22 protein-coding genes and 1 pseudogene are annotated in these 25,158 nt (G+C 65.6%); 10 read left to right on the top strand and 13 right to left on the bottom strand.

Annotated elements, in window-relative coordinates; genetic code table 11:
• The first annotated feature begins 229 nt into the window (after positions 1–229).
• The 7 genes from ASC91_RS19100 (at position 230) to ASC91_RS19070 (ending at position 7,262) form a co-directional block, all read left to right on the top strand.
• Positions 230–2,350: a sigma-54-dependent Fis family transcriptional regulator gene (locus ASC91_RS19100; protein ID WP_235532030.1), complete on the top strand. Its 2,121-nt coding sequence runs from the start codon at positions 230–232 to the stop codon at positions 2,348–2,350.
• 232 nt (positions 2,351–2,582) lie between these two features.
• Positions 2,583–3,518 (top strand): pyrroloquinoline quinone biosynthesis protein PqqB, encoded by a 936-nt coding sequence (gene pqqB, locus ASC91_RS19095; RefSeq protein WP_056200333.1) that lies wholly within the window; start codon positions 2,583–2,585, stop codon positions 3,516–3,518.
• Positions 3,515–4,159 carry a hypothetical protein gene (locus ASC91_RS19090; RefSeq protein WP_056200330.1) on the top strand — a complete coding sequence of 215 codons (645 nt, stop codon included), beginning with the start codon at positions 3,515–3,517 and terminating at the stop codon, positions 4,157–4,159. Before pqqB ends, ASC91_RS19090 begins: the two co-directional genes overlap by 4 nt.
• Positions 4,159–4,767: a hypothetical protein gene (locus ASC91_RS19085; protein WP_056200327.1), complete on the top strand. Its 609-nt coding sequence runs from the start codon at positions 4,159–4,161 to the stop codon at positions 4,765–4,767. Before ASC91_RS19090 ends, ASC91_RS19085 begins: the two co-directional genes overlap by 1 nt.
• On the top strand, positions 4,764–5,258 hold the full coding sequence (locus ASC91_RS19080) for a hypothetical protein (RefSeq protein ID WP_056200322.1): 495 nt from the start codon (positions 4,764–4,766) through the stop codon (positions 5,256–5,258). The genes ASC91_RS19085 and ASC91_RS19080 overlap by 4 nt, the downstream gene beginning before the upstream one ends.
• Positions 5,259–5,260: 2 nt before the next feature.
• A complete protein-coding gene (locus tag ASC91_RS19075) occupies positions 5,261–5,962 on the top strand; it encodes a hypothetical protein (protein ID WP_056200319.1) in 702 nt (233 codons plus the stop codon).
• 142 nt (positions 5,963–6,104) lie between these two features.
• Entirely contained in the window at positions 6,105–7,262 is a 1,158-nt protein-coding gene (locus tag ASC91_RS19070; protein ID WP_056200317.1) for a hypothetical protein, read from the top strand.
• Between the two features lie 316 nt (positions 7,263–7,578).
• Here the strand turns inward: ASC91_RS19070 and ASC91_RS19065 are convergent, their stop codons facing one another.
• From ASC91_RS19065 to ASC91_RS29580, 10 genes are all read right to left on the bottom strand, one after another.
• The gene (locus ASC91_RS19065) at positions 7,579–10,014 is read right to left on the bottom strand and encodes a glycoside hydrolase family 2 TIM barrel-domain containing protein (protein WP_056200314.1); all 2,436 of its coding nucleotides are present in this window, start codon (positions 10,012–10,014) and stop codon (positions 7,579–7,581) included.
• A gap of 271 nt (positions 10,015–10,285) precedes the next feature.
• Positions 10,286–10,846, bottom strand: coding sequence for a hypothetical protein (locus ASC91_RS19060; protein WP_056200311.1), 561 nt, complete (start codon positions 10,844–10,846; stop codon positions 10,286–10,288).
• A gap of 76 nt (positions 10,847–10,922) precedes the next feature.
• Positions 10,923–11,180 carry a hypothetical protein gene (locus ASC91_RS29600; RefSeq protein ID WP_157281831.1) on the bottom strand — a complete coding sequence of 86 codons (258 nt, stop codon included), beginning with the start codon at positions 11,178–11,180 and terminating at the stop codon, positions 10,923–10,925.
• 1,211 nt (positions 11,181–12,391) lie between these two features.
• Positions 12,392–12,781: a hypothetical protein gene (locus ASC91_RS29595; RefSeq protein ID WP_157281829.1), complete on the bottom strand. Its 390-nt coding sequence runs from the start codon at positions 12,779–12,781 to the stop codon at positions 12,392–12,394.
• 430 nt (positions 12,782–13,211) lie between these two features.
• The gene (locus ASC91_RS19050; protein WP_162247820.1) at positions 13,212–13,616 is read right to left on the bottom strand and encodes a ribonuclease E inhibitor RraB; all 405 of its coding nucleotides are present in this window, start codon (positions 13,614–13,616) and stop codon (positions 13,212–13,214) included.
• A gap of 470 nt (positions 13,617–14,086) precedes the next feature.
• Positions 14,087–14,521: a hypothetical protein gene (locus ASC91_RS19040; RefSeq protein WP_157281827.1), complete on the bottom strand. Its 435-nt coding sequence runs from the start codon at positions 14,519–14,521 to the stop codon at positions 14,087–14,089.
• A gap of 49 nt (positions 14,522–14,570) precedes the next feature.
• Positions 14,571–15,014: a hypothetical protein gene (locus ASC91_RS29590; protein ID WP_157281825.1), complete on the bottom strand. Its 444-nt coding sequence runs from the start codon at positions 15,012–15,014 to the stop codon at positions 14,571–14,573.
• A gap of 494 nt (positions 15,015–15,508) precedes the next feature.
• Positions 15,509–15,811 carry a hypothetical protein gene (locus tag ASC91_RS29585; protein WP_157281823.1) on the bottom strand — a complete coding sequence of 101 codons (303 nt, stop codon included), beginning with the start codon at positions 15,809–15,811 and terminating at the stop codon, positions 15,509–15,511.
• A 184-nt stretch (positions 15,812–15,995) separates the two neighbouring features.
• The gene (locus ASC91_RS19035; protein WP_056200297.1) at positions 15,996–17,528 is read right to left on the bottom strand and encodes an IS1182 family transposase; all 1,533 of its coding nucleotides are present in this window, start codon (positions 17,526–17,528) and stop codon (positions 15,996–15,998) included.
• Positions 17,529–18,090: 562 nt separating this feature from the next.
• On the bottom strand, positions 18,091–18,465 hold the full coding sequence (locus tag ASC91_RS29580) for a hypothetical protein (protein ID WP_157281821.1): 375 nt from the start codon (positions 18,463–18,465) through the stop codon (positions 18,091–18,093).
• Positions 18,466–18,668: 203 nt separating this feature from the next.
• Between ASC91_RS29580 and ASC91_RS28935 the strand changes: the two are divergent.
• Positions 18,669–18,953, top strand: a pseudogene (locus ASC91_RS28935) (phage integrase N-terminal SAM-like domain-containing protein); the annotation flags it as partial.
• Positions 18,954–19,575: 622 nt separating this feature from the next.
• Here ASC91_RS28935 and ASC91_RS19020 read toward each other — a convergent pair.
• Both ASC91_RS19020 and ASC91_RS19015 read right to left on the bottom strand, forming a co-directional pair.
• Entirely contained in the window at positions 19,576–19,884 is a 309-nt protein-coding gene (locus tag ASC91_RS19020) for a high-potential iron-sulfur protein (protein WP_056200289.1), read from the bottom strand.
• 174 nt (positions 19,885–20,058) lie between these two features.
• Positions 20,059–21,807 carry a PQQ-dependent methanol/ethanol family dehydrogenase gene (locus ASC91_RS19015; RefSeq protein WP_056200286.1) on the bottom strand — a complete coding sequence of 583 codons (1,749 nt, stop codon included), beginning with the start codon at positions 21,805–21,807 and terminating at the stop codon, positions 20,059–20,061.
• Positions 21,808–22,209: 402 nt separating this feature from the next.
• Between ASC91_RS19015 and ASC91_RS19010 the strand changes: the two genes are divergently transcribed.
• Positions 22,210–23,733, top strand: a complete 1,524-nt coding sequence (locus ASC91_RS19010; protein ID WP_056200283.1) for an aldehyde dehydrogenase family protein — start codon at positions 22,210–22,212, stop codon at positions 23,731–23,733.
• A gap of 19 nt (positions 23,734–23,752) precedes the next feature.
• Here ASC91_RS19010 and ASC91_RS19005 read toward each other — a convergent pair whose 3' ends face one another.
• Complete coding sequence (locus ASC91_RS19005; protein WP_056200280.1) at positions 23,753–24,403, bottom strand: hypothetical protein; 651 nt, start codon at positions 24,401–24,403, stop codon at positions 23,753–23,755.
• A gap of 184 nt (positions 24,404–24,587) precedes the next feature.
• On the opposite strand from ASC91_RS19005, the gene ASC91_RS19000 reads away from it, so the two are divergent.
• Positions 24,588–25,151, top strand: coding sequence for a flavodoxin family protein (locus ASC91_RS19000; RefSeq protein ID WP_056200277.1), 564 nt, complete (start codon positions 24,588–24,590; stop codon positions 25,149–25,151).
• Positions 25,152–25,158 lie beyond the last annotated feature (7 nt).

Raw genomic sequence — 25,158 nt, 5'->3', positions numbered from 1 at the left:
CGGTCGTTGTCTGGGTTTGCAGGCCCGTTCGGGCTCTATCCCTGCGCTGCAAGCGACATGCCAGGACGGAACTGTTCCAACCTGGAACACCGACCGTGTCGGCGCTTGACCTGTGTCATGGACAGCCGAACCGCTTTGGGACACGATGGCCGCCAGACACAGACAGGCGTGGCACCGACCGCGCCGCCGCCGAGACAAGCCTGCAACAGGCAGGCGCATGAGAGCCTCTATGCCCACCATCGAGACCGAAGCGCCGGCCAGCCCGGCGCCGCCGGGGCCCCCACGACAGGCCTTCATCGAGCGCAGCCACCAGCGCAGCGAAGCGCTGGGCCTGAAGCGCCACGAGAAAAGCGGGCTGGACCCGATGATCCGCAGCGACCTCAACCTCGCGCGCGAACGCAACCAACGCCTGTACACCCACGCCGCGCCGGTGATGCAGCTGCTCTACGAGCAGATCGTCAACACCGAAAGCATGATCGTGCTGACCGACGCGCAGGGCACCATCCTGCACGCGGTGGGCGACGACAGCTTCCTGGCCCGCGCCCACCGCGTGGCGCTGGCGCCGGGTGAGAACTGGGCCGAGCATGCCAAGGGCACCAATGCCATCGGCACGGCGCTGTTCGAGGAGGTGCCCACGCTCGTGCATGGCGGCGAGCACTTCATCCACGCCAACAATTTCCTGACCTGCTCGGCCTCACCCATCTTCGACCCGCGCGGCAACATGCTCGGCGTGCTGGACGTGACGGGCGACCACCGCGGCTACCACCAGCACACCATGGGCCTGGTGCGCATGTCGGCCCGCATGATCGAGAACCACTGGCTCTCGGACGACTACAACAACCGCCTGCGCCTGCACTTCCACAGCCGGCCCGAATTCATCGGCACGCTGCTCGAAGGCATCCTGGTCGTGTCGCCGGAAGGCCGGCTGCTGGGCGCCAACCGCGCCGCGCTGGACCAGCTCGGCGTCAGCGGCGCGGAGCTGCGCATGCGCAGCCTGAGCAGCCTGCTGGGCACGACGCCGGCGGCCATCTACGACCATTTCCGCATGCCGATGTCGCCGCCGATGCAGCTGTGCCTGCCTACGGGCCAGAGCTTCTTCGTCAGCGCTCGCTTCGACTGGCCCTCGCGCCCGGTGGTGGGAGGGCTGCGCAATGCGGAGATGGCCGACGTCATCGATGCGCGCGAGCCCTCGCAGGGCACCAGCTCGCTGCGCGAAGGCGAATGGACTGGCGGTGTGCCCAGCCCGGACGCGCCGGCCCAGCCGGCGGACATCGTGGCGACGGCGGCCACGGCCAACGGCGCCCAGCGCTTCTCCGGCCTGCAATACCTGCGCACCGGCGACCCGCAGCTGGAGACCGTCATCCAGAAGGTCAAGCGTGTGCTGGACCGCGGCATCCCGCTGCTCATCCTCGGCGAGACCGGCACAGGCAAGGAGCTGCTGGCCCGCGCGGTGCACCACGACTCGGTGCGCGCCCGCCAGGCCTTCGTGGCCGTGAACTGCGCGTCCATCCCCGAGAGCCTCATCGAGGCCGAGCTGTTCGGCTACGAGGAAGGCGCTTTCACCGGCGCGCGGCGCAAGGGTGCGCCGGGGCGGCTGGTGCAGGCCAACGGCGGCACGCTGTTCCTGGACGAGATCGGCGACATGCCACTGCCGCTGCAGGCGCGGCTGCTGCGCGCGCTGCAGGAGCGCAGCGTGACGCCGCTGGGCAGCACCAAGTCCATCGCGGTGGACATCGCCGTCATTGGCGCCACGCACCGCAACCTGCGCGAGATGATTGCCGCGCAGACCTTCCGCGAGGACCTCTACTACCGCCTCAACGGCCTGGCCCTGCGCCTGCCGGCGCTGCGCGAACGTACCGACGTGGAAGCCATCGTGCGGCGCATCCTGCAGGCCGAGCGCCCGCAGGACACGCCCGAGCTCAGCCCCCAGGTGCTGGGCATGTTCCGCCGCTACCAGTGGCCGGGCAACATCCGCCAGCTGGCCAATGTGCTGCGCACGGCGGCGGTGATGTCGGCGGGCGAGCGGCTGGTGACGACGAATCACCTGTCGGATGACTTCCTCGAAGACATGCAGCGCGCTGTGGGCGGCATGACACCGGCCCCGCCGCCCGCGCTGGCGCCGGCCTGGCCGCCCTTCGAACCGCATGCCGCGCTTCCTGCACTGGTCGCACCGGCCGCAGCTGCCGCGGAGCCCGCGAGCGCGCGCACGCTGGAGCAGGCCGAGATCGACATGATCCGCGCCACGCTGGACGCAGCGGGCGGCAACATCTCGCTGGCCTCCAAGCAGCTGGGCATCAGCCGCAACACGATCTACCGCCGGCTGCGCTGGAACACGCCCAGGGCCTGTTAACGCGGCCTGCTGCCGTAGCGTTAACAGGCCCTAACCGTTGTTCCCGGGCCTCAATGCAGGCCCGGGACTTTCCCGGGGGGAGTGCTGCACCGCGCTGTGCCGAACTGGAGCAAAACCCCTCATTGACGCCGGCTGCAACGGCGTTCTGGCAAGGCACGGGTCTTGCACCCCTGGGTGCATCGACCTGCTGACTGCCTGCTCCCATGTCCCGTCTTCTTCTGCGCGGCTTCCCATGAAGCTCCTCGTCCTCGGCTCCGGCGCGGGTGGTGGTTTCCCGCTGTGGAACTGCCACTGCCGGCTGTGCAGCAGCTGGCGCCGCGGTGAGCTCGACGCCAGCGCGCGCACGCAAAGCGCCATCGCCATCTCGCAGGACGGGCGGCCCGGCGAGGGCTGGCTGCTGATCAACGCCAGCCCCGACCTGCCGCAGCAGATCCGGGCCACGCCCGCGCTGCAGCCGGCCCACGCGGGCGACATGCCCATCCGCGCCGTCGTGCTGCTGGACTCGCGGCTGCACCACGTCGCCGGGCTGCTCTCCTTGCGCGAGAGCCGCGAACTGGAGGTCTATGCCACGCCGCTGGTGTTCGAGGACCTGACGGCCGAGCTGCCGCTGCTGCACGTGCTGGAGAGCTACTGCCGCGTGCGCTGGCGCATGCTGCCCATCGCCGGCGACGTGCGCAGCGCGAGCTTCGAGATCCCGGGCTTTCCGGCGCTGAGCTTTGCCGCCGTGGCCGTGCCGGCGCGGGCGCCGCGGCATGCGCGGCTGCGCAGCGAGGCAGCAGGCGAGTGCATCGCGCTGCAGGTGCAGGACCGGCGCACGGGCCGGCGCGTCTTCCTGTCACCGGCGCTGGCCGAGGTCGGCGAGGCCGAGCTGGCCTGGATGCGCCGGGCCGACTGCGTCGTCGTCGACGGCAGCTTCTGGACCGAGCATGGCATGCAGGAGGCCGGCGTCGGGTCGGTCAGCGCCAGCGACAAGGGCCACCTGCCGCAGAGCCGCCACGGCGAACGGCCCGGGATGATCGACGCGCTGCAGGCCAGCGGCGCGCCGCGCAAGGTGCTCACCCACATCCACCACAGCAACCCCATCCTCGACCGCGGCGGCGCCCAGCGCCGTGAGCTGCTGGCGCATGGCATCGAGGTGGCGCACGACGGCATGGAGATTGAACTGTGAGCACAGCGACCGCCGCCCCCCGGCCCGCGCGCCCGGCCGAGCCGCTGTGGCTGGAATGGCTGACCCTCGTCGGCGGCCTGGCCTTCTGCACCTGGCTGCTGGGTGTGCGCGGCGTCTGGGCGCTGCTGCTGGGCGCCGACCCCACGGGGCTGACGCTGGTCATCATTGCCGTCTTCCTGTGCTCCACGCTGTGGTGCGGCCAGCGCTCGCGCGAGCTGCAGCGCCAGCGTGTCTTGCTCGCCGACCCGCGGCTTGCCCGCGCCGACGAGGCCTGCTGGGCGGCCGAATACCTGGGCGCGCCTGGCGACATCGCCACCGAGCTGCTGCTGGAGCACAGCCATGGCCCGCACGGCACGGCCTGGTGGGTCAACGGCATCCAGCTCAAGCTCGGGCTGCTGGGCAAGGTCATCGGCTTCTCGATGCTGGCGCTGACCATCGGCAAGCTGCAGAGCTTCGACCCGGCGCAGTCGCAGGAGCTGCTGCGCAGCCTGACGGCCGGTCTCGGGGTGGCCCTGCTGACGACCATGGTGGGCCTGGTGGGCAACATCCTGCTGGGTTTGCAACTCACAAGGCTTGATCGCTTCGCCGACGCACTGGTCGCCGATATCCAGCGCGCCGCGCTCCGGAAGGACGGTGCGTGATGCGACGCCTGCGCCGGGGTTCAAGGGAGGCCGAGGTCGACCCCTTCTACGACATGCTGTTCAACCTGCTGATCGGCTTCGTCTTCTGCTTCATCGTCGCGTTGCTGGCCATGAACCCGCGCGCCACCAAGGCCGGCGACGTGCCGTCCAAGGCCGAGTACCTGATCAACGTGGCCTGGCCCGACAACAGCCCCAACGACATCGACACCTGGGTGCAGGACCCGGGCGGCAACCTGGTGTGGTTCCGCCAGCGCGAGGCCGGGCTGATGTACCTGGACCGCGACGACCGCGGTGACGCCAACGCCGCCACCATCGTCAACGGCCAGCGCATCCAGAGCCCCTTCCGGCAAGAGGTGGTGAGCATCCGCGGCATCGTGCCCGGAGAGCACATCGTCAACGCCCAGTACTACCAGTCCAACGACGGCCAGCCGGTGCCGGTGACCGTGACGGTCATCAAGGTCAACCCGCGCGCCGACGTCGTCTTCTACGGCACGGTCAAGCTGGCCCGCAAGGGCGACGAGGCCACCGCCGTGCGCTTCACGCTGCAGCCCGACGGCGGCGTCGTCAACGTCAACACGCTTCCAAAAAGTCTGATGCAAAGACCATGACTCTGCCCATCATCCTCAGCTTTGCCGCACTGCTGCTGCTGTGTCTGCTTTCCCTGCTGCAGTCGCGCTGGCCGGTGTGGCTGCGCGGCCTGCTGGTGGTCGGCGTGAGCTGCTTCTACTTCTACGCCGAGGGTGCCATCCACACGCTGTGGGGCTGGCCCAGCGGCGATCCGCTGCCCGAGCGCTTCGTGCTGCTGGCCGCCGTCATCGAGGAGCCCGCCGGCAAGCGCGACGGGGCCCTCTATGTCTGGGTCAACGCCGTGGAAGACGGCAGGCCCGCCGCCCAGCCGCGTGCCTACCAGTTGCCCTACAGCAAGGACCTGCATGCCCTGCTCAACGAGGGCCTGAAGAAGGTGCGCAACGGTATCGCCCAGCTGGGCACGGCCGAGCCCAAGGCCGGCCGCAAGGGCCTGGCCAGGTTGCGGCCGGGCAGCGACGAGCAGCAGGTGAAGCTGCGCGACATGCCGCTGCCGCAACTGCCCGAGAAATGAGTATGAGTCGCGCTCTCCTGCTCGCTTCGATGGTGTTGACCGGCTGCGGCCGCACGCCCGAAAGCCAGTCCTGGTTCCCGCTCGAAGCCGGCCATCGCTGGACCTATACCGTCACGACGCGCAGCGGTGCGGACACGTCCGAGCGCGAGAGCCTGACGCTGCGCACGCTGGGTTCGGCCACGCTGGTGCTGGACGACCAACCCGCCTGGCAGCGCCGCAGCGACAGCGGCGTGAACTACTGGCTGCGTGCCGACGCCAGCGGCATCGTGCGCGTGGCCAGCAAGAGCGACATGCAGGCCGACCCGGTGGCCGATGCGCCGGGCCGCTTCGTGCTGAAGGCGCCGTTCGTGGTCGGCACGCAATGGCAGGCGCCGACGACGGCCTACTTGCTGATGCGCACGGCCGAGTACCCGCGCGAGATCAAGCACAGCCATCCGAACATCCCCATGACCTATGAAATCGAGGCGGTGTCCGACGTGGTGCGCACGCCAGCGGGCAGCTTCTCGCCCTGCCTGCGCGTGCGTGGCAGCGCGACGGTGAAGATCTTCGTCGATGCCATCACCGGCTACCGCGACCAGCCGCTGACGACGCTGGAGTGGTATTGCCGCGGCGTCGGCCTCGTGAAGCTGGAACGCAGCGAGCCCTCCACCTCACCGATGCTGGTAGGCGGCTCGCGGACGCTGGAGCTCGAGTCCTGGCAGTAATACCCATGGGCCGAGTGCCGGGCCGTTCCCTGGCACGGCACACTGCGCCCCGGCCGTGTCGGCCGAGGGAGGAACAAAGCCTGTGTTGGATGTTTCGCGTGTGACGGCAGCCCGCTTGGGGCGCCGAAGGTTCTTGGGCGGGATGCTGCTGGCACCCTTTGCTGGCGCGGCCGGCGCCGCAGGGTGGACGACCGGCAACGGCCCCTACGCGGTGGGCAGCAGTTGCATGAAGGCCGAGCCGGCGACCGCAGCGCCGATGGCGGACTACCTCATCGGCAGCCTGTCGCCGCAAGGCCCGCTGTACCTGGACCAGCTGATCAGCGATCGCCAGGCCACGCTGGTGATCGACGTGAAGGTGCCCAAGGACTGGCCGTATGCCGGGGCGCTGGCCGGACGCAGCCTGCCGGTGGTGCTGACGGTGTTCTACCCGACACCGGCCGACAACCGCCGCCCCGACTACACCTTCCCTGAGGAGACCGGCTGGTATCGCCTGCCGCACATGCAGCGGCCCGGCGAGGCGCCGCTGTTTGCCGACGAGCGGGCGCGCTACCCGCTGATCGTTCACTCCGGCGGGCAGGGCACGCATGGGCTGTGGCACATCGGAAAGCTCGCGCACCTGGCCTCGCAGGGCTACATCGTGGTCGACGTTTACCACGGTGACAGGCGCACGCCGGGCGGCAGCGAAATGTTCGCCCTGCGCAGCCTGGCCGTGCGCGCGGCGCTGGACCATGTGCTGGCCCACCCACACTACGCAGACCACATCGACGCCGCCCGCATCGGCGCCACCGGCAGCAGTGCCGGCGGCCTGACCGTGCTCACGCTGATGGGCGGCTTGAACCCCGCGCGGCGCGGCCTGTCCCTGGCCGACGAGCGCATCAAGGCCGGCTTCGGGACGGTGCCCTTTCCCGGCATCGGCATGGCCGCGGCACGGGCCATGGGCCTGCCCGTGAACCTGCCTCCGGGTGCCGGCCCGAATTTCTGGAACTTCGGCCTTGACTTCGCCGGCCTCGCTGCCGTCAAGCGGCCCTGGTTTGCGGTCAGCGGCGAGTTGGACAGCAACGTGCCGGCCGCCGACGTGCTGGCCGCCGCGCGCGCCGTGGGCGGCCCCGCCTGGGTGGTGGAGATGAAGGGCCAGACCCACGGCTTCAACGAAGCGGCCAACGCCGAGACGGGCGGCTGGGAGGCGGCCTTTTTCGACGCGCACCTGCGCAACGACGCAGCGGCCCGCGCGCTGCTGCGCCCCGATGCCCAGCCGGCCGGGCCCGAGGCGCTCGGCCGCATGCTGCTGCAGCCGGCCTGAGCTCGGTAGGCCAATGGGGTGAGCATCGCGAATCCCAACGCAAGCGGCGGCATATGGGATCAACGACATCGCGCGTGGCTAGGTGTCAAGACCCGCCTGTTTGTATACGGCGCGCTTGAACAAATGGGGTTTGGAGACCTGCCAAGCTTGAAGGGCTTGCACGGGTGAGCGATGGTCGGGCATAGATGCGCCGGCCCAGCGTGGTGCGGCGGGTCCCAAAGGTGTAGACGCCGATCAGGCCCGTCATCAGCATCAGCACGTTGGGCAGGCCCTTGTACGAGGCCAGCAGCCAGACCAGCGCTGCGCTACTGCGGTTTCATCGCGCAATCACATCGAGCCGCATCCGCTGCGTCGGCAGGCCCTCGACGGCAACTTCAACCACGATGGGGCCGGGCGAAGCGCCCGCGCGGACTGCCGCCACCATCCGACCGTGGAAGGTCTTGCGTTCGCCCGATTGCAGGCTGCTCGCATCGACGGGATCGCCGTTGCCCGCGCCGCCCAGCACGCCGGCGCCGGTCACACTGACCTTCACCTGGCGATCACCGGCGCGCGCGTAGATGGGAACGCCGTCGCTGTCGGCCAGCTCGATCGTCACGTAGGCCAGGTCCTCGCCATTGGCCTTCAGCTGCGACCGATCCGCGGTCGCCTTGAACGCCGCCGGCAGACCCGCTGTGCGCAGCTCCCACTGGCCAGCGCGCCTGCCGTCCCGATAGCCGACCGCCAGCAGGCGGCCCGGCGCATAGGGCACGACGAACCGGGCCTTGTATTCAGTGGCGAGGCCTACGGCCTGCCGCCCCAGGCTCTTGTCGTTGAGGAAGAGTTCGACCTCCGGGAACTCCGAGTACACCGCGACGTTCAGCGGCCTGCCTTCCTGGCCGCCCCACGACCAGCTGGGATGCACGTCCTCCAGCGTCCAGTCGCTGTGCGGGTCGCCTTCCGGGAAGGGATGGTGCGGGAAGGCGCGAGTGCCAGCCGGCTGCTCGACGAAGGCCGCGATCGGGTCGATGCCGGTCTTCCACAGTACCTGGCGGTAGTAGGCGGCGGGTCGCTTGCGCCCGGTAGCGTCGATCTCTCCGCAATAGGCCAGGTGCCACGGATATGGGCCCCAGGTCTTCCAGTCCTGCTTGGCGTTCACCCAGCCGATGCCGGCCTCGCCGAGGTAGTCGAAGGAGGTCCACACGAAATCGCCGATCACCCACGGCAGGGTCTCCACCGGGCGCCAGTAGTTGAAGGCGTGGCGGGACAGGGACTCGCCGCTGTACATGACGCGCGACGGGTATTGCTCGTGGTCGCGTTCGAACAGGTGGGGCATGTAGTTGTAGCCGGCCGCGTCGAGCTCGCCATATGCGCTGGCGATCGTCGGGGAGTCGATGCTGACCGCCTGGGTCACCGGCCGGGTCGCGTCGAGCTGGCGGACCCGCTGGACCAACATCCGTGCGGTCTTCGCGCCCTCGGGCGTGCCCTGCTCCCGGATCTCGTTGCCGATGCTCCAGAACAGCACGCTGGGGTGATTGCGGCCGCTGATGATCAGGCTGTCCAAGTCCTTCTGCCAGTTGTCAGCGAAGAAGCGCGCGTAGTCGGCGCTGGTCTTGCTGTTTCGCCAGGCGTCGAAGGCCTCGTTGATGACGAGCATGCCGAGCTCATCGGCAGTGTCCAGGGTGGCTTGGCTTGCTGGGTTGTGGGCGTTGCGGATGGCGTTGTAGCCGGCCGCCTTCATCAGCGCGACCTTGCGCGCATCCGCATCGGGAAGCCCGGCGGCGCCGAGCATGTAGTTGTCGTGGTGGATGTTGCCGCCGCGCAGCAGCACCTTCTCGCCATTGATGCGCAAGCCGTTTTTCGCATCGATCGCCACGGTACGGATGCCGAAACGGGTCAGGCGCACATCGGTCGCGACACCGTTAACGCGCACCTCCTGGCGAAGCAGGTAGAGATGCGGTGCCGACGGCCCCCACAGCCTGGGCTTGTCCACGGCCAGCGCTTGCCCGGCATCCACCTGGCCGCGCGCCGGCACGACGTAACGCTTGCTGGCGCGGGCGACGGTCTCGCTGCCGTCGACGCTGGTCACGGCCGTGACCACTTCCACCTGCTGTGGCTTGACCTGGCGGTTGGAGAGGCGTGTGCGAACGTCCAGGTCCGCCCGTTGAGCGGTCGCGGCGCGGGTCGCAACCGCCACGCTGTCGGGGTCGATGTGCACCGGGTCCAGCAGTTCCACAGCCACCGGGCGGATCAGGCCCGAGCCGGCATACCAGCGCGACGACGAGTCCTCATGGCGCGCCCGGACGACGATGACGTTGTCGCCCGCCTTGACCTTGCCTGTCAGGTCCAGCGTGAATGCGGTGTAGCCGTAGCGATGCTGTCCCACAGGCTCGCCATTCAGCCAGATGTCCGAGTCCATGTAGACGGCTTCGAACTTGAGCCGGACCACGCGGGCGGCTTCGGCCGAAGTCAGCGTGAGATGACGCCGGTACCAGCCGGTGCCACCCGGGATGTAGCCGGAGTCGCGGCCACCCACGGTGGCGGGATCAAAGGGTGGCGCCCCGTCCGCCTTGTCCAGGATGGAGAAGTCGTGCGGCACGGCCACCTGGCGCCATGCGCCGTCGTCGAAGTCGGGCCGCTCCGCGCCCTTGACCTCCCCCGCCATGAAACGCCAGCCCATTGAGAGACGGCGTTCCTCAGCGGCCGACGTGATCGAGACGAGCGCCAGCATCAGCGCCCATGGCAAGCGGCGCGTGAACTTGTTGAGCCTCAACATCAATTTGTGTCCAATGAAAATCTCGAGAGGCAGCCCCAGCCCCCACGGGGCTTCGTCCGAAATCAGCGGGCTGCAGCCCGTAGGTTGGGATGAGCATCGCAAACCCCAGCGTCTACGCGCCGGTACCGTTGGGGTTCACTTTGTTCACCTCAGCCTACGGGCTGTTGGCGCCCAAGTAGTGGCAGAGGGCTCGTTTCGGCCATGAGCGGAAGTTCACTCTGGCGGGATCATCGGCCGGTCAACTCACAAAGCTGTCGCCCAACGTTCGCGCTCAGTGGGCGGCGAAGCCGTCCGCTGCAGCGAAGGGTTGAACCTCGTTCGCCTCAAAAGCCGACCGAGACACCTGCGAAACCTTGGCCCCCCGGAGCGCTTCGTCAACCGCCTGTGCGAACTTTGCAAACTCGAAGTCTTTTGGCTTCCTAGTAGCCTCGGAGGCTCGCTGAATCGCGGAGACCGTTGCGGTTCGATACGCCTGGAGTTGCTGTGTAGGCGTGAGCATCTGGACATCGAGCCAATCAATTTGTCCGACGCTGCGAAGTTCGCGGGTCTTGGGTTTGTATGAAGAGTAACCAGTCGGTCCGGCGAAGGCTACGCCGATTCCCCATGCCGCGAAATCAGCAATCTCTAGCAGCAGGATGAAGTTCTCGATTGATGTACCGAAGGAGCGCTCAACGAGCCTTTGGTTTAAGTAGGCATCAATGCCTGGCGTGAACAAGCGCCACCTGCCGGAATTGGCTTTCCAGTGTTCGAGGGGCCAGGCATTGCCATTGGAGTGCTGCGTGCCGAGGTGCAGCACTTCGACGCCAGTCTTCAGAAAGGTACGGAAGTGCATCGCAGAGAGGTTCAACGTGCAAGCTCAGCGGACGGCGGAGCCGTCCGCTGGAGCGAAAGGTTGGGCAGCCGGATGCTCACAAGCGCCACCGCTCGTCGATGGCCGCTTTGATGACCGCAGCTGGGTCTGAACCAAGCTCGCCCAGCTTCCGCCGAAGAACCTCAATGTGCCACCACGGGCAGCCGGGATCACCGCACGGTTCATCAGGATCTCCCTGATGTTCGAATTCCAGATGAAAGCAGAGCCAATGCATGCGCTCGAAAACTTCATACGACTCTGCGTTTTTCTTCACCGGCAAATTGCAGCGGACACAAATGAGCGGCGCGGCTGTCAAGTTATCTCCTGTATGCCCAACGTTGGAATTCAGCCGACCGGACGGCGAAGCCGACCAGGGTCGGCTGCAATAAATGGTTAGGAATCAGGATCACCATCCGTCTGTGATGCCGCATCGACGATCTTTTTGCCAATGAATACGCCGTACGCTACTCCGAGAGCAATGCCAATGGCGACACCAAGCGCCAAGTTACCAAGAGCGACTCCGAGACCACTGCCTATAGACACACCCAGTGCTATGCCGACGCCAAGGTAACGTTTTCTTGTCTCACTTTGCTTATCCGACATCTATGTCCCCCTGATTTCTAACGTGCGAGCTCAGCGGACGGCGATGCCGTCCGCTGCAGCGAAAGGTTATGCGTTGCGACGCGTGTAGCTCGCCGCATCACAGCACCCCTCCACGAACCGCTCGATCTCTCAGAGATGCCACCCATTCATTGTCCAAGTTCGCCAAGCAATCCACTAAAGGCCAAGCTGGTGCGGACTCGATCAGATGAAGAAGCGACCATGCAAGGCCAAAGCAGTTGTCCTGCCCAAACAGTTTGACCAAAGCGCGGGCCTCTTCATTTGACACAGGCTTAGCGACGGAGCGAAGCACTCCTTCAAACTGGCGTACATGCTCGACCGTGGCATCGGACTCCGCAGGCAACGGCCCCAGCAGCAAGAGGCGTTTGATCTCAGGACGCATAACGTGCGAGTTCAGCGGGCGGCGAAGCCGTCCGCTGCAGCAAAAGGTTGGGCGGCGTTTTTTTCCATGCTCACGCCTACTTCGCATTCCGCATGCCCATTTGGCGCATCGCGTCCAACGCCAACCATCCAAAAGACTTCCCAGTTCCCGGTAGATGCGCTGAAGTGGCAACTTGGTCCGAAACGTCCTCTAGCTCGAAGTCTTCCAGCCGACCTGAGCCTTCTAACAGCCGTGAGCCAAACGCCTCGTCCGCCACAAACTTCAGGAAGGCCCCGGATTTGGTTAGCCACATGCCGTAGTGCACCCAACAGCCCTGATCGGGAACAGACCGGAGTGCTACCAACATGCCGGCGCCAGCGTCGTACCCGCGGGTTGCAAGCATCGCCCGAAGCCACTCAAACCGTTCTGGATGATCAGCAAACGAGCGTGCGACGTCGACGATTTCAACGCCTCGATCAACGGCCCGTACTTGAACGCTCCTCTGCTTACCCATGTGCGCCTTCTACGCTGCCCAACGTTTGAAATCAGCGGGCGGCGAAGCCGTCCGCTGCCATGACGGGTTGGGCATCGCGTGACGCTCCATCGACTGATGCCGCTTCAACAAGGAGCTTGGCTGCTTCAAAGGCTGCTTGACCCAAGGAAAGGTAGCTTTGAGCGCCTGGCTTTCCCCCGGAAAGATGCGCGACTGACCAACCTTCTCGCTCCGGATAGATGCAAATCATGTTGGCGTAGACGACCAGTTCTTCTGTCAAGCCTTCGATGCGAATTGGTTCTCCGTTTTCTTGAAGCAAGACCTGTCGCCCAGACGCTGCGACAACTGATTCGCCAAAGCTCCAGTCTCGAGGTGCAGCGTACAAGCCCTTGGCGGCAAGCCATTCCACGGCGGCCTCGCGCGACTCAAGCAGTGGGTACATTGCGATGCTCAACCGTGCGAGCTCAGCGGACGGCGAAGCCGTCCGCTGGAGCGATCGGTTAGCCTCGCGGCGCATGGCCGAGTGGCAAAGATAGCTCACTTGCGAAACCGCCTTCCTACGACTACGGCGACAACCGCTCCGAGCAACCCAGCGAAGGCAAGCAAGCCCGCGATTGACGGCTGCCGACACCGTGGATTCGGTGAGAACAGTTCATACGCCCCCGCGCATTCAGTGAACGCCATGCTCGACGACGAAATCAACCAAAGGAGGCACCAGAGGGCAAAGACCACGAGCAAGGCGGCGATGAAATTGCAGGCGAATCGGATGACGGGTCGGGAACGCATTCCGGAGTCTGGCTAACGTCGGAGTTCAGCCGACCAGCCAGCGAAGCTGGCGCGGGTCGGCTGCAATGACCAGTTAGATGGCGGTTTCACCGCACAACCTCGGCTCCCCAACCGTCGTAAGTTCCACCGTGCTCACCGGCTAACCGCGACAGTTGTTGGCGGATCTCGACGAGCGAGTTGGCGCCAGGGATCAATGTCCTAGAAGCTTGAACGGTCCAACTGGCCTTGCCTTCGGCGTCTGGAAGCACGACCGCAGAAAAGTCGCGCATCGAGAGAATCTCAGCGACGACCGACGCGGCGCCATGTTCAGGCAAATGCAGGAAGAAATCGATCTTATGAGGTTGATCCAGCTTAGATCCCGCTCGTCTGAGCTGCGACAACATACGGACGTCGGGCGCAGCCGGCTGATTGACTCTCTTGAGAATCCGCAGCGCGATGCCAATCGTCGCCCCGATGCCAAGGCCAACTGCCATCATGGTTGAAATAGCCATAGCCATCTAACGTGCGAGTTGTGGGGCGGCGGAGCCGTCCCACACCAATGACCAGTTAGACGTCACCGCGTCCATAGGTGAGTTGCCACAACGGAGAGAACAAGCCCTGCCGCTGCCCAGAACGAAATACTCAGCTTACGGGCAACTACAGCACCCCGCGCAACTAGCGTCGGGTCCTCGAACTGCGTGAACTCTCCATTTCGAAGCTTGTGAAGCTGCTCTCGCTGAAATGCATTGTTCCCTCCGTCGTCTTGACCCTTCAAGCTGTGGAGCTCAGCGGTTCGCCCAGTCGCCGCTGCTACTAGCTCGCAGTACGAGTAGAACTGCAACATCGCAGGGACCGCGAAGGCGGCATACGCGAGACCAAGAACCACGAGGACTACGACGGCGGCGCTACTCATTGCACAGTGACATCTAACGTTGAAGACAAGCGGCGCCGCAGGCGTCCAACTTGGTTGACCAGTTAGGCCTCATTTGCGCTTACCTTCGAACCTGTCAGTCAACTCGTAAAGCAGGCGAAGCTCTTCTTCTTGCCTAGGGTCACCCTCCAGCAAATCGATCCGATGACGCACGAAGTAGAACTCGGCCTCGCCACGGATGGAGCCTCGCGTTTTGATCTTTGTGAGGCGCTCTGCTTCCTTGGCCAAGAAATCTGGGTAGTGGGCTGACGTTGCTGCCGCCAATGCATGGACGGCGCACTTGCGCGCCTCGGGCTGCATGGATTGCACCAAGATTGGTGTCTCGCGAAGACCTTGTTCCATGCCTGCAGCAAGCGCTGATCGAGGAGCAACAGTTGCCGTCACATATTGGTCTCGGATGTCAGTCCAGTTGTTCACCAGGCGCTTCGCCGTCGGATCGTCGAGCTCGGCGATGCCGTCATGGAATTGGTCGAAAACCGCGATCAATTTCGCGAGCTTGTCACTTCGTACCACGGAACATTCCTGAGGCATAACGTCAAAGGTCAGCGGGCGGCGAAGCCGTCCGCTGCAGCGCAGGGTTAGCCGGCACTGCCACGATTCCCGGAGTGTTGACGCCGGTGAATTTGTCCCACGCGCGAATGTGCGCCACTGCTTGGTCGCCGAGGTGTCGAACGATCCGCTCCACACTGGCCGAGTAGTCTTCGGAAAGATTTGAGATGGCCTCCAAAAAACCGGTGGCGACCGCTGCGGCGTCGGCGTCACTTGTCAGCAGAAAGCCTTCGACGCATGACGCAATCCGATCGAGCGACTCGTCGCTAATCTCCCGTTCTGTTGACACCAGAGCAGCACCAAGCGCCCCGAGACCGACGGTTGGCGGCACCACATCCGGCAGCCACTTCCGAATCTCAGCAGATGCGACGTCGCTAAGCGTCGCGTGGCAGGCAGCGATCGCTTCGAATGGTGCGGCTCGTTGGGGCATAGCGCTGTCTGGCTAACGCGCAAGCTCAGCGGACGGCGAAGCCGTCCGCTGCAGCGAAAGGTTGAAGATCACCACCATGCTAGTGCGGCAAAACCTAGGACCGCCGTCAAAAGAAAGCCCGCTACAACCAACTGCGCACGGCGTTGCCGATCTTTGGATACAACGACCAGCGTTCCGGATCTGTAGGCGCGAAATTCGTTGACGGCGATAAGCAACAAGCCAACGCCTATGAACACAACTGCCCACGGCCCTGAGACCCCAGACCAGCCCAAGGTTGGCAGACCAAGGCCAACGTACAGAGCCAGTGCCCATGGAAAAACTGCTGAATCAGGCGCGGTCAGGGACGCACTGCATCCTTCGCAAGTCGTGGGAACCGCCAGCGTGGCATTGGCGGCTCGCCACCACGAGATAAAACCAGTGCAACTCGGGCAGCGGTACATGAGCTTCAACGTCTGCGCTCAGCGGGTGGCGAAGCCGTCCGCTGCAGCAAATGGTTAAACCTCATTTTTCGCCGAGCGCTTGCTCTTTGAAATAAGGACGTGCCCGAGCGGCTCATCAGGAGACTTCCGCCATTGCCGTGGCTTGGTTGCCCGCACGGAGTTGTCAGCCGCGTCCAGTTGGTCGATGTCCGTTGCCACCATAGCCTTTGCCAACGCGGAATCTTGGGCACGACGCTCGGACCGAATGTCGAGCGCCTTCGACAAGGGAATGTTCTTTCGCGAAGACTTGCTGTTCTCGCCGTATGTATTTCGGCGGTCCCTAGCAAGACTCAACTGCTTCTTCTGTTGGGGCGTCATGCGGTTTAACGAGGCTGGGCAATAACCCGATTTCTGCGATGCCCGCAGCGGCTGATCACCGTGGATGCTGAGGAATTCTTCATCGTTTGATGCATCGAGCCGCCGGCCCGATTGGATTGGACCTCGTGAATGCCCTGCGTGGCGCTCTCGGCGCCTTGCTCGCGTTGCGCATCTTTCCCATTCCTCATGATCGTTCGCCTCTGTTGGCGATCTTCTCGATGTTGTGCACCAGGCAGAACAGCCGCCACTGCGTGCCGACCTTGTCCTTGCCGCGCAGCGTGAATCGGCTCAACCGCTTGTTGTGGCGCAGGTTGGCGAACACCGGCTCGACGGTGGCGATGCGCTGGCTGTAGAGCCGGCGACCTCGGGGGCTGTCGATGGCTTGGCGCATGCGATGCAGCGGGTCTTGAGGATCGTCAGGCATTCGGGTGTGCAGCGCCACCGTTCTGCGCGCGGCGTCTGGCTTGCGGATGCATTGAGCGCGCTGCGCGCAGCTCGTGCAATCGCTGGCGCTGGCCTTGAAGTCCTGCCGCAGGTACAGCCCCACCTTGTACAGCGCGCCACTGCTTCGCAGCGTGCAGCCCGCCGGGCATGTGCAGGTGTTGTCGCCGTGGAAGACGAAGTCGCCTGTGCCGAAGAAGCCCTTGACCTTCGGATTGGGACTTTCGCCTCGCGCTCGCTTGTCGGCGAGCACTTCGCCCTTCGCCTTGTGCTTGGCCTGCTCTGCGAAGCGCTCGTCGCGCTGGCGCATCGCGTTGTCGGCCACGAGGGCCGGGATGGCGGCCTTGCACAAGGCCTGCACGTTGTCGTTGGAGTGGTAGCCGGCGTCTGCGGTGATCAAGGTGTCGGGCGCGCGCACCGCAGCCGTCGCTTCGATCATGGGCAGCAGCATGTGCTGTTCTGAGCCTGATCCCGTCACCTCGGCGGCCACGATGATCTGGTTCTCGCTGTCCACCGCCGCCTGCGCGGCGTAGCCCTGCATCACGCCTTTGCCTGTGGCCATCTTGGCGCTGTCGGGGTCGGTCACGTTGCTCTTGAGTTCCTGGCCCTTGTCGTTGCGCCGTGGCTCGTTGCGGGCCACGAAGTCGCGCGTCGCCTGGGCTTCACGGCGCAGTTCATCGATGCGAGCCTGGCGCTTGGCGTCAAGCGCTTGCACGCCTTCGCCGCCAGCGTCCTGCGCCTGATGGAGTTCCAGGATCTTGTCGGCCGCCTTGTCCAGCCTCAGCGCCCGATGCTTGAGCTCCTCATGCGTGCCGCTGCGCTCCTTGCTGGCATTGCTGGGCAGCTTGACCCCGTCGATGGCGAACATCTGCCGCCCGATCAAGCCCATGCGGTCGCAGGTGAGCAGCACCTGCGTGAACAGCGGCTGGATCTGCCCCTTCAACTCGCGCACGAATTTGGCGATGTGGGTGTAGCTGGGCTGGCTGTCGCCGCTGATGGCGATGAACTGCACATGGTGCAGGCAGGCATGCTCGATGCTGCGGCTGGAGACCAGGCCCCGGCTGTACGCCAGCAGCACGATCTTGAGCATCACGCGCGGGTCGTAGGCGCTGGCGCCGACTTCATCGTTGCTGAACTTGGCATCCAGCGCGCTCAGGTCCAACTCATGATCGACCAGATGATCCAGCGCGAACTCGAAGGTGCCAGGTTGAATCTGCTCGGCCAGCACAACAGGTAGAAAGCGGGGACTGCGATCTACGAGCTTGTAGCGTGGCATTGGCTTCATCCGGCTGCAGCGTGATGACTTCGATCGTGCCGACACGCCTGCGTCGGTGACAGTCGGATTTACCGCATGTCGTTGGGTTATTGCACAGCGTCAACGTGTGAGCTCAGCGGACGGCGAAGCCGTCCGTTGCAGCGAAAGGTTATGGCTCACTGCGGAAGAGATCATGGAGAAAAGTCTCGTTCGGGGATAGCTGCGCACTTGATCCTCCTCGGCTGGCAGTGAGCGTGAATTCGGACTTCTCTGGCGAGTCTTCAATTGGTCGAACGCCGTCGACGACACAGAGGACTCCGAAAAGAGTGGCGTCCGCGACTTGCTGCAAGGCGGACTTCAATAGATCCCGGTCCTCCAGCGACAACGTGTGAAACCACTGCGAGATTCGAACCAGCTCAGCCCTTGGGGCTCGGCCTGGCGGCTTCTCAAATGTGTCGAGGCACCCGGTTACCGCAGAGTCGGCGCAGTCTGACCTAAGCGCACGAACAAAATCATCGGGCTTCATGGTGCGCCATAACGTGTGAGCTCAGCGGGCGGCAAAGCCGTCCGCTGCAGAGAAGGGTTATGCGGATGGCGCCGAAGACCTTGCTGCAAGACGCGCCTCCAAGAATGAAAGTGATGATCGCAGATGCGATTCGCCATACCCGTCGATTCGCTTGATGGTGGCGATTGCGTCGAGAAGGTCGGTAACGGCAGCACCTTGCTCAAGCAGTTGACCTGCCGACTCTTCGGCGAGAACGGTAAGCGAGACAAGCGCCGAGGCTTCCGATGGATTCGAGCGGCGCACATATGGCTTGCTCAGCATCGCCAGGCCGATACGACCTTGTATCAGCGCACCACGCATGTCCCCGCTATCGCGAAGTCGAAATCCGCGACCGGCGGCGGCGCTTGCGCGCATGGCGGTCACGAAGCTTTTCGCGGAATCAAGAAGACGCATAACGTGTTCTCGGGAGACCGCCGCTGCTGCCTAGGCAGGCAAGCTGCGCCACAACATCGCCGTGGTGAATCGTGGCAAGTGCTTGACTCACATTCAGAATTTTCCAGTCTACTGTTGTTTTATACAGCATTAAATTTCCGGCAAAAGCGGCACGTTGTTACAAGTTCTCGCCGGGCCTGTTCGGCGCCGCTGGAGTGGCCATGATGCCAGTCAGCTCACTCAGTTCGCCAGCTCGGGGAAACCTGCGGCCCGCGCCATCGGCGGCGCTGCCGCCGCTTCGCTCGGTGCGGGTGCTTGACCAGTTGCGAGAGCGGCTGCGCCTGATGCACTACAGCCTGCGGACCGAGGAGGTCTATGCCTATTGGCTCAAGGCCTTCATCCGGTTTCATGGCATTCGCCACCCCGCGCAAATGGGCGGCCCGGAGGTCGAGGCCTTCCTGACGTACCTGGCCAATGACCGCAATGTCTCGCCCTCCACGCACAGCCAGCGGCCGCACCGTGCTTCACATTGTCCGCAGGGTGTATTTCGTGCTGACGTTCGACCCTCAGGGTCGTGTCGATACCGACCGGATGCATCGGCAGCAGAGTGCCCTGGCAGGCTTGGCGATTGACGCCGTGTTTGCTCGAGCGCGACGGCCCCGCGAGGTGTTGGACGCCGCGGATCGCTTCGTAGCGCAGGGCGGGCGCTGGCAACCTACACATGCCCTGGCTCAGCGGATCGATGCGGCGGCCCTTGGCGGACTGTGATGCAGTCGTACGCGACCACCGCCGGCCACCGCTGGTCGCTGCGCGAATACTCATGGCGGCGCCGGGCTGAACTGGACATCGGTACTTCCGCTTTGGTCACGTTGCTGACGCCCGCGTCGTTCGGGCCTGCGGCCGCGATAGCTGTCGTTGACCGGCCCGGTGACTCGCCAAGCGCGGGCATCGGTGGGTGGCCGGTCCCGGTGGTCCAGCAGTCGCTCAGGCTGCGAACCGTTCAATGACCGTTGCCGCGGACAGCTGCCATTGGATCGCAAAGTCTGGGTGACAGCAGCCAGCCTGAAGGCGACAGCCGCTTTTCCGTGTGATCGACCAAGTGGGCTCCTGTTCCGCGAGCCCGGCTTGGGCTCAGCCCGGCGCCTTGACCCAGGCGGTGCACCAGCCGTTCCTCGCCACTTGCGCCTTGCGGCCGAACATCGCGCAGCCGCTCCACGCGTCGGTGGGTTTGGCCTGCCAGAACTGGCAGTTGGCGCAGTGCTGGCTGGCCTGGTGCTTGGGGAACTTGGCGGCGTCGACCTTGGTGGTGTCGTGCCGGTAGCCCAGGGCGACAGCGGTCTCGCTGGCTTCGTCGACCGGCGATGTCTGCGCGATGGCTGGGCAGGCGAGGGTGGCCAAGGTGGCTTGCATCATGAAGATGCGGCGGGTGGGGTGGGACATCAGGAACTCCAGGCGAGGATGCAAGACGAGCCCCTCAAGCGGCCGTCGTGGAACCGGCTTTGGCTTCGGCATCACATCGCTGCGCGATATGAGCCTTCACCGAAGCGCAAGCGCTTTGCCGGGCCACTGACGGCGCCCCCTTGAGGGGGCTCGCGAAGCGAGTAGGGGGTGGGCCTATTTCGGCAGCTTGAACACCCAGACCATGCCGCCCTGCTCCAGGAAGCTGACCTTCTTGGCCACGTCGCCGCCCCACAGCGGCACGGCGCCGCCCCAGCCCGACACGACGCTGATGAACTGCTCGCCGTTCTGCTGCCAGGACACCGGCGGTGCGACGACGCCCGAGCCGGTCTGGAACTGCCAGACGACCTTGCCGGTCTTGGCGTCCGCGGCCTTGAGCCAGCCTTCCGGCGTGCCCCAGAACACCAGGTTGCCGGCGGTGGTCAGCACGCCACCCCACAGCGGCGCGTTGTTCTTGATCTCCCAGACGATCTTGCCGGTCTTGGGGTCCACTGCGCGCAGGGCGCCGATGTAGTCGTCGTTGAGCGTCTTGATCGTGAAGCCGGCGCCCAGATAGGCGGCGCCCTTCTTGTAGGCGATGGGTTCGTTCCAGATCTCCATGCCCCATTCGTTGGCGGGCACGTAGAAGAGCTTGGTGTCCGGGCTGTAGGCCATGGGCATCTGGTTCTTGCCGCCCAGGAAGGAGGGCGACGAGAACACCGAGTTGCCCTTCTTGCCGTCGGCGCCGGCGGTCGGGTCGCCGGGGCGGTTCTCGGGCACGAAGTTGGGCCGGCCGGTCTTCAGGTCGATGCCGGTGGCCCAGCTGATCTTCTTCACGAAGGGAAAGGCGTTGGCGAGCTGGCCGTTGGTGGCGTCGAGCACGTAGAAGAAGCCGTTGCGGTCGGCCTTGGCGCCCATGCGCTTGCCATCCTGGTCGAAGGTGATGAACTCGTTGACGCCGTCGAAGTCCCAGCCGTCGTTGGGCGTGCCCTGGTAGTGCCACTTGATCAGGCCGGTCTTCACGTCGATGGCGACGGTGGAGCAGCTGAACAGGTTGTCGCCCTGGCGCAGATGGCTGTTCCATGGCGCGGGGTTGCCGGTGCCGAAGTAGGCCAGGCCGGTCTTGGGGTCGTAGGTGCCGCCCAGCCAGGTGGCCGCGCCGCCGGTCTTCCACAGGTCGCCGGGCCAGCTCTTGCCCTGCGTGCCGGAGATGCCGTTCTCGTGCTTCACGCCGGCCTTGTCCCAGGTGTAGCCCATGTGGCCTTCGACGGTGGGGCGGGTCCAGACCATCTTGCCGGTCCTGGGGTCGCGCGCTTCCACACGGCCGACCACGCCGAACTCGCCGCCCGACACGCCCGTCAGCAACAGGCCCTGGGCAATGATGGGTGCGGCCGTGGCCGAGTAGCCGGCGGCGTAGTCGTCGATCTTTTCCTTCCACACCACGTCGCCGGTGGCCTGGTCCAGCGCCACGAGCTGGGCGTCCAGCGTGGCGAAGATGACGAGGTTGTCGAACAGCGCCGCGCCGCGGTTGACGACGTCGCAGCAGGGCATGATGCCTTCGGGCAGGCGGTGCTCGTACTTCCACAGCTTGGCGCCGGTGGCGGCGTCCAGCGCAAAGATGCGCGAGTAGGAGGCCGTCACGAACATCTTGCCGTTGTGGATCAGCGGCTGCGACTCCTGGCCGCGCTGCTTCTCGCCGCCGAAGGAGAAGGCCCAGACCGGCGACAGCTTGGCCACGTTGCCCACGTTGACCTGCTTGAGCGTCGAGTGGCGCTGGCCCTGCGTGCCCAGGCCCCAGGACAGCACTTCCTGGCCCGACTTGGCCGAGGCCTCGATCATCTGGTCGGTCACGGCGGCGGCGGCACTGCCGGCGGCCACCAGGCCGAAGCTCACGGACAGCAGTGCGGCGAGAGGGTTGAGTTGCATGGCGTTGTCTCCTTTGTTGATGGATATGCACCGCCAAGCCGAGGCGGCGTGCGGATGGCCGGTCAAGGCGCAAGCTCCATGCCAGTTGAATTCGCACAGTTTTCGCGGCGGGATGGAGCAATGCGGCGGCGTGCGGGCAGGGTTGCACCGGGGCCGGTGTCAGCGCGGTGAGCAGGCTGCGCCGCGCTGTGACAGCGGGCGCCTGGAGCACTGCCGGCAGGTGCCGCGGCCTGTGTTTGCGCAGCGCTGTGCCGTTCTGTGCCGGACTGCTCCAGCCTGCAACAGCCCAAGGGTGATTTCCCTTGGCTACGACCCGTGCAGCGGGCTCTGGCGTGCCCGCCGTGTGCTGGCACGGGTTCTGCGTTGATGGACATGCCTCAACCCATTCGCAGGAGACAAGCCATGACTGTTTACGCCGCCCCCGGTGCTGCCGGCGCCAAGATCGCCTACAAGGCGCGTTACGACAACTTCATCGGCGGCAAGTTCGTGCCGCCCGTGGAGGGCCAGTACTTCGACGTGATCACGCCCATCAGCGGCAAGGTCTACACGCAGGCCGCGCGATCGAGCGCCGCAGACATCGAGCTGGCGCTGGACGCCGCCCACGCCGCTGCCGCGAGCTGGGCCGCCGTGCCGCCGGCCGACCGCGCCAACCTGCTGCTGAAGATCGCCGACCGCATCGAGCAGAACCTGGAGCTGCTGGCCTACGCCGAGACCGTGGACAACGGCAAGCCCATCCGCGAGACGTTGAACGCCGACATCCCGCTGACAGTGGATCACTTCCGCTACTTCGCCGGCTGCGTGCGTGCGCAGGAAGGCGCTCTCTCTCAGATCGACGGCAACACCATCGCGTACCACTTCCAGGAGCCGCTGGGCGTGGTGGGCCAGATCATTCCGTGGAACTTCCCCATCCTGATGGCGGCATGGAAGCTGGCCCCGGCACTCGGCGCGGGCAATTGCGTGGTGCTCAAGCCCGCTGAGAGCACGCCGGTCAGCATCCTCGTGATGGCCGAGCTGATCGCCGACCTGCTGCCGCCGGGCGTGCTGAACATCGTCAACGGCTTCGGCCGCGAGGCCGGCATGCCGCTGGCCACCAGCAAGCGCATCGCCAAGATCGCCTTCACCGGGTCGACCGCCACCGGGAAGGTCATCGCCCAGGCCGCGGCCAGCAACCTGATCCCGGCCACGCTGGAGCTCGGCGGCAAGAGCCCCAACATCTTCTTCGAGGATGTGATGGCCGAGGACGACGCCTTCCTCGACAAGGCCATCGAGGGCTTGGTGCTGTTCGCGTTCAACCAGGGCGAGGTCTGCACCTGCCCGAGCCGCGCGCTGATCCAGGAATCGATCTACGACAAGTTCATGGCGCGGGCACTGAAGCGCGTGGCCGCCATCAAGCAGGGCAATCCTCTCGACACCGACACGATGATGGGCGCGCAGGCTTCGGCCATGCAGATGGACAAGATCCAGACCTACCTCGCGCTGGGCAAGGAGGAAGGCGCCAAGGTGCTGATCGGTGGCGACCGCGCCCATCTCGGCGGCGACCTGGCGGGCGGCTACTACATCCAGCCGACGCTCTTCCAGGGCAACAACAACATGCGCATCTTCCGCGAGGAGATCTTCGGCCCGGTGCTGGCCGTGACCACCTTCAAGACCGAGGCCGAGGCGCTGCAGATCGCCAACGACACGCCTTACGGCCTGGGCGCCGGCGTGTGGAGCCGCGACGGCAGCCGCGCCTACCGCATGGGCCGCGCCATCCAGGCCGGCCGCGTGTGGACCAACTGCTATCACGCCTATCCGGCGCATGCGGCGTTTGGTGGCTACAAGGAGTCGGGCATCGGCCGCGAGACCCACAAGGCCATGCTCGACCACTACCAGCAGACCAAGAACCTGCTGGTCAGCTATTCGCCGAACGCGCTCGGGTTCTTCTGAGCGGAGCGGCTCGCGCCGATCAGCGCGGGCGGCCTCGCACCAGCGGCAGTACACCTGACGTCAGCAAGGCCAGCATCGCCAGCGGCAACGAGCCAGGCAAGGGCAGTTGATTGGTCGTGCGCATGGCGACGCGCAGGTTGTCCAACCCCGTCTCTTCGTTGCCGCCGTTGCCTTCATGCGCTTCGGTCCAGCGGAAGGCCGCGATGGCACTGGTCGAGATCACGCCGACGAAGATCGGCGCGCCGCTGCCGCCGGAGATGGCGAGGTCCTGCGTCGTGCCGTCGCTGAAGAGGAATGACAGCAGGCCCTGGTCGACCGCGGTGCTGGGCACGCCGGGGCTGGATTCGAAGGCCGTGATGTCCAGCGCGGCGGCGAGGAAGGGCAGCGCGTAATGGCCTTCGAAGTAGGCATTGCCGAGGTTGCGCGCGCCAAAGGCCGTGGCCGTCTGCGCGAAGGCCTGCACCGGGCCGAGGTTGCTGGTCAGGGTGACGCCGGGCAGCACCGCCACGCCCGTCAGATTGGTGCCGGACGAGTAACCGGAGAAGTCCTGCGTCTGCGCCGCCCCGCTGATGGCACCCTGCCATGCCGCGAGGCTGTTGTAGACGGACACGCTGGCGGCCTGGGCCACGCTCAGGGTGGACAGGGCAAGAGCAAGGAGGGCACGGCGCATGGTGGGTCTCCCGAGGGGTGTTGCACCATTGGGCGACCGAAGCCCTGCCGGCGCCCACCCCAAACCCTGGGGGGCGCCCCGCAGATGGAGGGGGCAGCCGGCAGGCCGCAGGCGTGCCCCGCGGCGGGCAAAGGGCATGGGCTTGGCGCCATCATTTGGCCCTGCCCAAGCAACCCCTGCCGCCATGACCGAAACCGCTGCACGCCGCGTCCTCATCCTCCTCGCCAGCACCCGCGCCGATGGCAACGCCGAACTGATGGCCCGCGCCGCGGTGGCGGCGTTGCCCGCCGGCACCGAGGTGCGCTGGCGGCGCATGGCTGAATTGGCCCTGCCACCCTTCGAGGACATCCGGCACAGCGTTGGCCAGTACCCGGCCCCCACTGGCGACCTCGCCCGCCTGCTGGACGACACGCTGTGGGCGACCGACCTCCTCGTCGCCTCGCCGCTGTACTGGTACAGCCTGCCCGCACCGCTCAAGCTCTACCTTGACCACTGGAGCGCCTTCATGCGCGTGCCGGGTCTGGACTTCAAGCCGCAGATGGCCGGCAAGGCGATGTATGTGCTGTGCGCCACCAGCAGCGGCGACGAGCCCCACCTGGCTGCGCCCCTGGTGGACAGCCTGCGCTTCAGCGCCGGCTACATGAAGATGCGCTGGGGCGGCGCCGTGCTGGGCGACGGCACGCGGCCCGGCGACGTGCTGAAGGACGAGGCCGCGATGGCCGCTGCGGCGAAGCTGCTGGCGGCGTGATCGCCAT

Source organism: Pelomonas sp. Root1237, assembly GCF_001425055.1.
Lineage (GTDB): Bacteria > Pseudomonadota > Gammaproteobacteria > Burkholderiales > Burkholderiaceae_C > Pelomonas.
Note: the sequence above shows the minus strand (reverse complement) of the source record. Positions and strands in the feature narration are given on the sequence as shown.

Bases quoted from the DNA above. Each gene is read 5' to 3' on its own strand.
- pqqB (WP_056200333.1), top strand. From the start codon at position 2,583: ATGAAGCTCCTCGTCCTCGGCTCCGGCGCGGGTGGTGGTTTCCCGCTG.
- ASC91_RS19035 (WP_056200297.1), bottom strand. From the start codon at position 17,528: ATGCCACGCTACAAGCTCGTAGATCGCAGTCCCCGCTTTCTACCTGTT.
- ASC91_RS19100 (WP_235532030.1), top strand. From the start codon at position 230: ATGCCCACCATCGAGACCGAAGCGCCGGCCAGCCCGGCGCCGCCGGGG.
- ASC91_RS19060 (WP_056200311.1), bottom strand. From the start codon at position 10,846: ATGCACTTCCGTACCTTTCTGAAGACTGGCGTCGAAGTGCTGCACCTC.
- ASC91_RS29585 (WP_157281823.1), bottom strand. From the start codon at position 15,811: ATGACGCCCCAACAGAAGAAGCAGTTGAGTCTTGCTAGGGACCGCCGA.
- ASC91_RS19010 (WP_056200283.1), top strand. From the start codon at position 22,210: ATGACTGTTTACGCCGCCCCCGGTGCTGCCGGCGCCAAGATCGCCTAC.
- ASC91_RS19015 (WP_056200286.1), bottom strand. From the start codon at position 21,807: ATGCAACTCAACCCTCTCGCCGCACTGCTGTCCGTGAGCTTCGGCCTG.
- ASC91_RS19005 (WP_056200280.1), bottom strand. From the start codon at position 24,403: ATGCGCCGTGCCCTCCTTGCTCTTGCCCTGTCCACCCTGAGCGTGGCC.
- ASC91_RS29595 (WP_157281829.1), bottom strand. From the start codon at position 12,781: ATGTACCCACTGCTTGAGTCGCGCGAGGCCGCCGTGGAATGGCTTGCC.
- ASC91_RS19070 (WP_056200317.1), top strand. From the start codon at position 6,105: ATGCTGCTGGCACCCTTTGCTGGCGCGGCCGGCGCCGCAGGGTGGACG.
- ASC91_RS19080 (WP_056200322.1), top strand. From the start codon at position 4,764: ATGACTCTGCCCATCATCCTCAGCTTTGCCGCACTGCTGCTGCTGTGT.
- ASC91_RS19065 (WP_056200314.1), bottom strand. From the start codon at position 10,014: ATGTTGAGGCTCAACAAGTTCACGCGCCGCTTGCCATGGGCGCTGATG.
- ASC91_RS19000 (WP_056200277.1), top strand. From the start codon at position 24,588: ATGACCGAAACCGCTGCACGCCGCGTCCTCATCCTCCTCGCCAGCACC.
- ASC91_RS29580 (WP_157281821.1), bottom strand. From the start codon at position 18,465: ATGCGTCTTCTTGATTCCGCGAAAAGCTTCGTGACCGCCATGCGCGCA.
- ASC91_RS19020 (WP_056200289.1), bottom strand. From the start codon at position 19,884: ATGTCCCACCCCACCCGCCGCATCTTCATGATGCAAGCCACCTTGGCC.
- ASC91_RS19075 (WP_056200319.1), top strand. From the start codon at position 5,261: ATGAGTCGCGCTCTCCTGCTCGCTTCGATGGTGTTGACCGGCTGCGGC.
- ASC91_RS29590 (WP_157281825.1), bottom strand. From the start codon at position 15,014: ATGCCCCAACGAGCCGCACCATTCGAAGCGATCGCTGCCTGCCACGCG.
- ASC91_RS19050 (WP_162247820.1), bottom strand. From the start codon at position 13,616: ATGGCTATTTCAACCATGATGGCAGTTGGCCTTGGCATCGGGGCGACG.
- ASC91_RS19085 (WP_056200327.1), top strand. From the start codon at position 4,159: ATGCGACGCCTGCGCCGGGGTTCAAGGGAGGCCGAGGTCGACCCCTTC.